At 32.8% G+C, this 6230-nt stretch carries 6 protein-coding genes and 1 pseudogene; 2 read left to right on the top strand and 5 right to left on the bottom strand.

Annotated features, from left to right (window positions below):
• Nucleotides 1-236 precede the first annotated feature (236 nt).
• A pseudogene (locus tag AB685_RS32210) lies at nt 237-1074 on the top strand (tyrosine-type recombinase/integrase).
• Between the two features lie 78 nt (nt 1075-1152).
• On the opposite strand, the gene AB685_RS25090 reads toward AB685_RS32210, so the two are convergent.
• The 5 genes from AB685_RS25090 to AB685_RS25070 all read right to left on the bottom strand — a co-directional run bounded on the left by AB685_RS25090 (nt 1153) and on the right by AB685_RS25070 (nt 5591).
• The gene (locus tag AB685_RS25090) at nt 1153-1587 is read right to left on the bottom strand and encodes a DUF4181 domain-containing protein (RefSeq protein WP_047973317.1); all 435 of its coding nucleotides are present in this window, start codon (nt 1585-1587) and stop codon (nt 1153-1155) included.
• Between the two features lie 540 nt (nt 1588-2127).
• Entirely contained in the window at nt 2128-3165 is a 1038-nt protein-coding gene (locus tag AB685_RS25085; RefSeq protein ID WP_047973316.1) for a serine hydrolase, read from the bottom strand.
• Between the two features lie 574 nt (nt 3166-3739).
• Entirely contained in the window at nt 3740-3889 is a 150-nt protein-coding gene (locus AB685_RS31845) for a hypothetical protein (protein ID WP_047973315.1), read from the bottom strand.
• Between the two features lie 221 nt (nt 3890-4110).
• A complete protein-coding gene (locus AB685_RS25075) occupies nt 4111-4308 on the bottom strand; it encodes a cysteine-rich CWC family protein (protein WP_047973314.1) in 198 nt (65 codons plus the stop codon).
• 440 nt (nt 4309-4748) lie between these two features.
• Entirely contained in the window at nt 4749-5591 is an 843-nt protein-coding gene (locus tag AB685_RS25070) for an HAD-IIB family hydrolase (RefSeq protein ID WP_047973313.1), read from the bottom strand.
• Nucleotides 5592-5669: 78 nt separating this feature from the next.
• On the opposite strand from AB685_RS25070, the gene AB685_RS25065 reads away from it, so the two are divergent.
• Nucleotides 5670-6230, top strand: a 561-nt coding sequence (locus AB685_RS25065) for a LacI family DNA-binding transcriptional regulator (RefSeq protein WP_047973312.1), incomplete at its 3' end; no start/stop codon positions are given.

Genomic DNA, 6230 nt, shown 5'->3' with positions numbered 1-6230 from the left:
TAACACCAAAACTGCCAGCCCTTCAATGTGTAACATAACTTTATTCAACTCTGTTTCCCCTCTCGTTTCAATCTTATGCTATTTATATTTCATTACAAAAAGTACATTACCTTTGTAAAAGATAACTGCCCTTGAGTTTAACATTAATTTCCTTTTATAGGACTACATTGTTTATTGTATTCTTTGAAACAAAAACGTCAATAATTCCTGTAAAGACTTATACAGGAGGGGTAAAGATGCTCTTATCACAAGCGTGGAAAACCTATGAATCTGATAAACGAATTGAAGGTTTCTCTTCTCAAACGTTAAAAGCTTACCGACTTCAATCATGCCTTCTTATCCACTATTTTACTGATGTGGCGATTGAATCATTGTCTACAAATCAATTAAAGGAGTATTTAGCGGAATCAAGCGAACATTTAAAACCGTCTAGCTTAGCCCATCGAATTCGGTTCATGCGATCCTTGTTTCGGTGGTCACATGAAGAGGGACACATTCCCTCAAACCCAGCTTCTAAGATTAAGGAGCCAAAGGTCGGGAAACGAATCCCCAAGTTCCTTACAGAAAGAGAGATTGAACATCTTAGGGAAGCATTAAAAATCCAATGGAGAAAGCGTTGTTTGAGTTTATGTTTTCTACTGGCTGCCGTATTGGTGAAATTGTATCTCTGGACAAGAATTGTATTAACTGGTCGAATCGTTCCGCTATTGTTAGAGGAAAAGGCGATAAAGAACGTGAGGTGTACTTTAACATCAAATGTGACATCTGGTTAATACGGTACATCAACATCCGTCAAGATAGTGATCCCGCKATCTTTGTTACAGATCAATCACCTCATCGAATGAGCATCGCTCAAATGAGGTATATCATAAAACGTATTTCAAGCCGTACAGGCATTAATAAAACTATACACCCCCATCAGCTTAGACACAGTTTGCCACTCATTTATTAAACAATGGAGCCCCTATTGATGTCATACAGAGTTTACTCGGCCATGAAAAAACGGAGACGACACGTATCTAYGCCCAACTGAGCGGACGACTTAGACAAGACTTATATAGAAAATACTTTTAAGCATGATAATAGAGCAGCACTTGGGAAGTGTTGCTCTATTAAATTCTCGCACCCGTTAGTTGAATAATCTTTCGTTACTTATACTAATCCAAAAAAATCAGTCATGTATAAGGTAAAGAACAATATTATCGAAAATAATAATTGACTAATTGTAAATTTATRATCATTAGGATTTGTTGCATACTTTCGTTCCATAACTGCTCTTACCACTTCATAAATAACAATAGAAATAAGTAGTATAAACCACGGTTGTAAAAACCAAATCATTTCCAAATGTCCTCTTATCCTTACCATGTTTATAACATATCCGATAAAGAGAACGACTATGGTAATAACTCTTATAATCCAATCAATTTTTTTATGTTGCTCATTAACATAGTTATATGAAAAAAATTTCCTTCTCTTAACTTTTAGCCACTTTCTCATGATTGTATTAAAGSAAGCAAGCAATAGTATTACAATAGCTAAAATCAATATTAAATTCAGCAAAAAGGTTGGCTCTATACCATACATATAATTATACCCCTAAACTTCATTATTTAAATAATTCACTTATCTTCTAACCTGCCTCGTTTGTTCAATAAGACCTTTAAAGGGGCTTAATTCTTCTAGACCAACGCACCCATTTTTATATAATTGATTGTTCTATTCGTCATTGTTACTTATTAAGCGACTTATCAATCTTGGTATAAACATTAAAATGTTCCAAACGACTTCACCAATTAATTCAATTAGAATTAGGGTATCTTTAATAGGGCCGTATCTATTTCTTTTTTTATTTTTCATCTTCCCGCTCCCTGTTAATCAATCTTTAATGAACTATTCTCATTTGGAACAACAAAATTACTTCCTTTAAATACTACCTATTTATTCAATTTCTTCCGATCAACCTGCCCCTTTAGTTTAACATTAATTCCCTTTTTATTGACAAAGAAAAAAGCATCCCTTGTTAAAGGAATGCCACCCGTTAGCTTAAGTACAATACTCCACAATCTTTTAAGTTAATTACTTTAAAAAGAAGAACCCAAAAAAGTAGGGTACTTCTAATTCATACTATTTTAAGGCTTTAATTTTTGTCACTTCTTCTTCAATACCCCTCATTATATCAAATGCTCCATCCGACTTATTAGAACAAACAACTACATTAATGGATAAGTCAGGATAATGAGCAGAATGAAAGCTAACTCCTGGATCATAACCCATTACATGATATTTAAGGATATTGTTATCTATATTTTTCTCTATCCAAATACCATAACCATAAAAGCCACTCTCATTGTCTTGTGTGTGTGTTGTTAAAAGCTTGTTTGTGTAAGTTTCATTTAAAAGTTGATCATTTATAAGTGCTTTCCACAGCTTAGCCATATCATGAGCAGTTACAAATGCACCACCGTCTGATCCACCTTTTACAGGTAATGAATAGATGTTTGTTTTCCAAGTTCYATCAGGTTTATCGATATAGCCTAATGCTGTATTTGGCGGTAGCGAATCAAATGAAAAATACCCAGTRTTCGTCATATTAGCCTTATTGAAGATGTGAGCTTGAACGTAGTCAGAGAACTCAAGTCCACTTGTCTGTTCAACAATTAATCCTAATAAAATGTAACCAGCATTGTTATAGTGAAACGATTCTCCTACTTGGGTTTTCATAAGTTCATTTCGAAATAATGGTAAGAAATCTTTTAACTTTCTTATGTGATACATAGGATTTGTAACCCAAAGTTCCTCAAAGTCATCCATTACATCCTCATCAAAATAATCTGGTATTCCCGAAGTATGTGTCAGTAAATGATGTACGGTCACTTTATCATCCAAGTGTTTAAATTCAATATCAAGACAATCGGTCAATTTAGAATCGAAAGAAATTTTCCCCTTTTCAACAAGTTGACAAACTGCAATTGCAGTAAACAGTTTACAACCWGATGCTATTCCAAATCGGGTCGCAGAGTTATTTTCTATTTGATCAGAACGATTTGCATAACCAAAATTTTTTTCAACTAACACCTTATCTTTTCCTTCAACAAATACTGAACCTGAAAAATCAACTTTATTTTGAATATCCGTAATCTTCTCATGTAAATTTAGTTTCATAGCTATTCCTCCAGATAATTATCTATTTTTCATTTATTGGTTTCGTAAAAGAAATAGGAATTTGATCTGAATCTATTTTTATTTATTCCATTTTCAACTCTACTGCGTTGTTCGTTTAATATGGGGGCGCTAAAGGTGAAATAGTAAAAGTATTGGTTTTTGAGATGGATATTTTCAATTCACATTGGAAATATAGCCTTTCATCATTCCAGAAAATTTTCATTTACTCCATTTATTCTTAAACAAACCTACCCCGATAGCGCCATAACAGACGCTACGGTTCTTTAACTAATGCTCCCGTTAGTTCTATAAATTATTTCATTGACCTTGCAACACTTTAACTCTTGATAATGCTTTAAAAACTTCTGTTAGAGATTACTGGTGTATCCAAAATAACGGCTGGTCTATTGATTTTGCTACTTAAATTTTTAATAAGGAATGGTTATCTGATGACGAGTTTTTTGTCACCGAATCTGAAATTTAAGGGAATAATAAACTATATCATCAATTGAAAAAAGAACTTCGAATAAGAAAAACATAGGGAGATTTTAGTCTTCCTATGTTTTCATTCATATTATTTATCTGTTTGTTTTTGCTTCTTTTTCAAATACTCCGCACGTATTTTTTCAAGTTGCTGCTTTTTATCAGGTTTTGCAGACGTCTGTTTTTCATGAAACTTTGTCACAGCTACCTGACTTTTGGCATCCAATTGATATTTTCCCACTTTGTTCACCTACTTTTCTTGTCTTTAAAGAGAATCTATTCAACAAATATAATATACCTTATTTTACTGAAGAAAACCTTATTACTTTATTAGTGAACTGCTAATTTTGCATATATCAGGAAAAATAATAAAAGCTARACCAATAAAGTTTTTATTAAGCAATCGCATCCGTTAGAGATATAGCTACCATACTGAGGGAGTTTAGCAAAATAATTAGAAAGCTATTCACCCGCTTCTTCCCTATATTTATTTACACACTTTTTACATATACAATGCTTTCCTCTACTTTCTGAAGGAACTAACTTAAAAGTTCCATTAGGAAATTCTCCTTCTCGATCGCACCAGCAGTTACCGTGTTCTACGGTGCCTGCCCTACACTTGTTTTCCTCTCCACATAGAGGACAATATTTATTAGCCATTTACAACCCCTCCTCGCTCCCTCACACTATTAGTTATAGCATGACATAAAAAGAGATTAGATTTCTTTCTGCAAAGAAAAATTACCTGTAAACGCCTGCGTTATAAACAAAGCCAACCAAATAAGTCCAATAAATCATTAATTTTTTTAACATTCTAACTCCCCTAAAAACAGATACCATTCAAAACATTTTTCCTTCAATAAGAACGGGCAGCTCTTTTTCGCTAACGCACCATTTACTTCAATTGCAGTATTTTACAATATTCTATGTTAAGTGAAATTTATATATATTTCTCTGATACTTCCTGTTGCAAGAAATACATCAACCTGAACGAAATCCCTTCATATCAAGTACATCCAGATCAAAATGAATAATAATTTTAGAGGGTTTATTACCATACCCTGTATCTATTTTACCAGTTTACCTAAAGGATTTCAGAACTAAGCATTTGGAAACAACCTTCTTAGAATTTCTAATATACCGAGAGAATACTGTGCTGTTGTTACATTATTATGTAAAATCTTTGCTTCACTAGTAGCATTACCTAAAAGATAACCATGCTCGACTGTTTTCAACATTTCTATATCATTTCCACTATCACCAAAAGCAATTRTATTTGTTAAAGGAACTTGATAATATCTAGTCATAAACTTTACTATTTCTCTTTTTCCAGTATTTAAAGGGACAAAATCAACATCAAATGCGTCCATAGGGTCTCCAGCTTTTGGGTTACATCGGTTAATATTTATTCCTAAACTGTTCGATTTGGCTATATGCCTAATGATTCTCAAATCATACTGACTTTTTGCTAGGGAACTTTCAAAATAATAGTAGTTCCACTTATAACCTTTTTGACCTAACTGAGTCTGCTCAACGAGCTTAATGTTATAGACATTGTATAGTTCACTTACAACATCTTTTACTGTCTCAGTTGAAAAACCAGCTATCTTTAATCTGTTTTCCCATTCCTTATTGAGAATTATATCTTTGTCATTAACGTGATATAATTCTGTACCTAAGTTACTTGCTATGAAATGAGGATTATAAGATATTTTGGCTCGTTCTACTTTGTGAGCAATCTGATGTAAGTCACTTCCAGTTACCCAACCAACCTTTACGAAATGTTCATTAACTAAAAAATACAGATACTCTTCCAATTCCGTTAAATTTTTTAACAATTCATTTGTACAAGCATGTGGAAAATATGTTTCATCAAAATCAAAAAAAATAATATAATTTGCCTTATAAGCATTCGAAAAAGACTTATTAAATTTAAAGTTCATTTAGACCACCCCTTTGATTTTTTTAAAATATAACTGCTGGGATTGGTCCCATGTCAATATTTTTCTAAGAGGTGAAAGATGGTTACAATATATGATATTGCACGAATAAGTGGCGTTTCAAAATCAACAGTATCACGAGTAGTTTCTAATCATCCCCATGTATCAACTGAAACAAGAAACAAAGTACTAAAAGTTATGCAAGAGTATAATTATGTTCCCAACTCTCTAGCTAGACAATTTCGTCAAAAACATACTAAATGTATRGCCATTATAATACCTAATATAGACCACCCTTATTTTTGTCAGCTTGTTCGTTACATATCTGCTGCTTGTCATAAAAAGGGGTTTAAAACAGTAGTACATCAAACTTTTTTAAACAAAAATACTGAAAAAGGTGTATACACTCAACTGCAAAGGAATGAATATGATGCTATCATTTTAGCGTCTTCTTTATTACCAGAAGTAGAGATTGCTAGCTGTACAAAAAATAAATTAATCGTTGCTTGTAATGAGGTTTTCTCTGGTGWATATTTTGACGTTTTTTTCGTAGATGAGGAAGAAATAACTATGAAAGCAACCACATTCCTCCTAAATAAAGGACTTTTCACATTAGCCTTCTGTGCAGACAATATTACCTCT

It is taken from the genome of Bacillus sp. LL01, assembly GCF_001037965.1.
Note: the sequence above shows the minus strand (reverse complement) of the source record. Positions and strands in the feature narration are given on the sequence as shown.

Excerpts from the sequence above, each read along its gene's own strand:
- AB685_RS25075 (WP_047973314.1), bottom strand. The coding sequence starts at position 4,308 with ATGGCTAATAAATATTGTCCTCTATGTGGAGAGGAAAACAAGTGTAGG.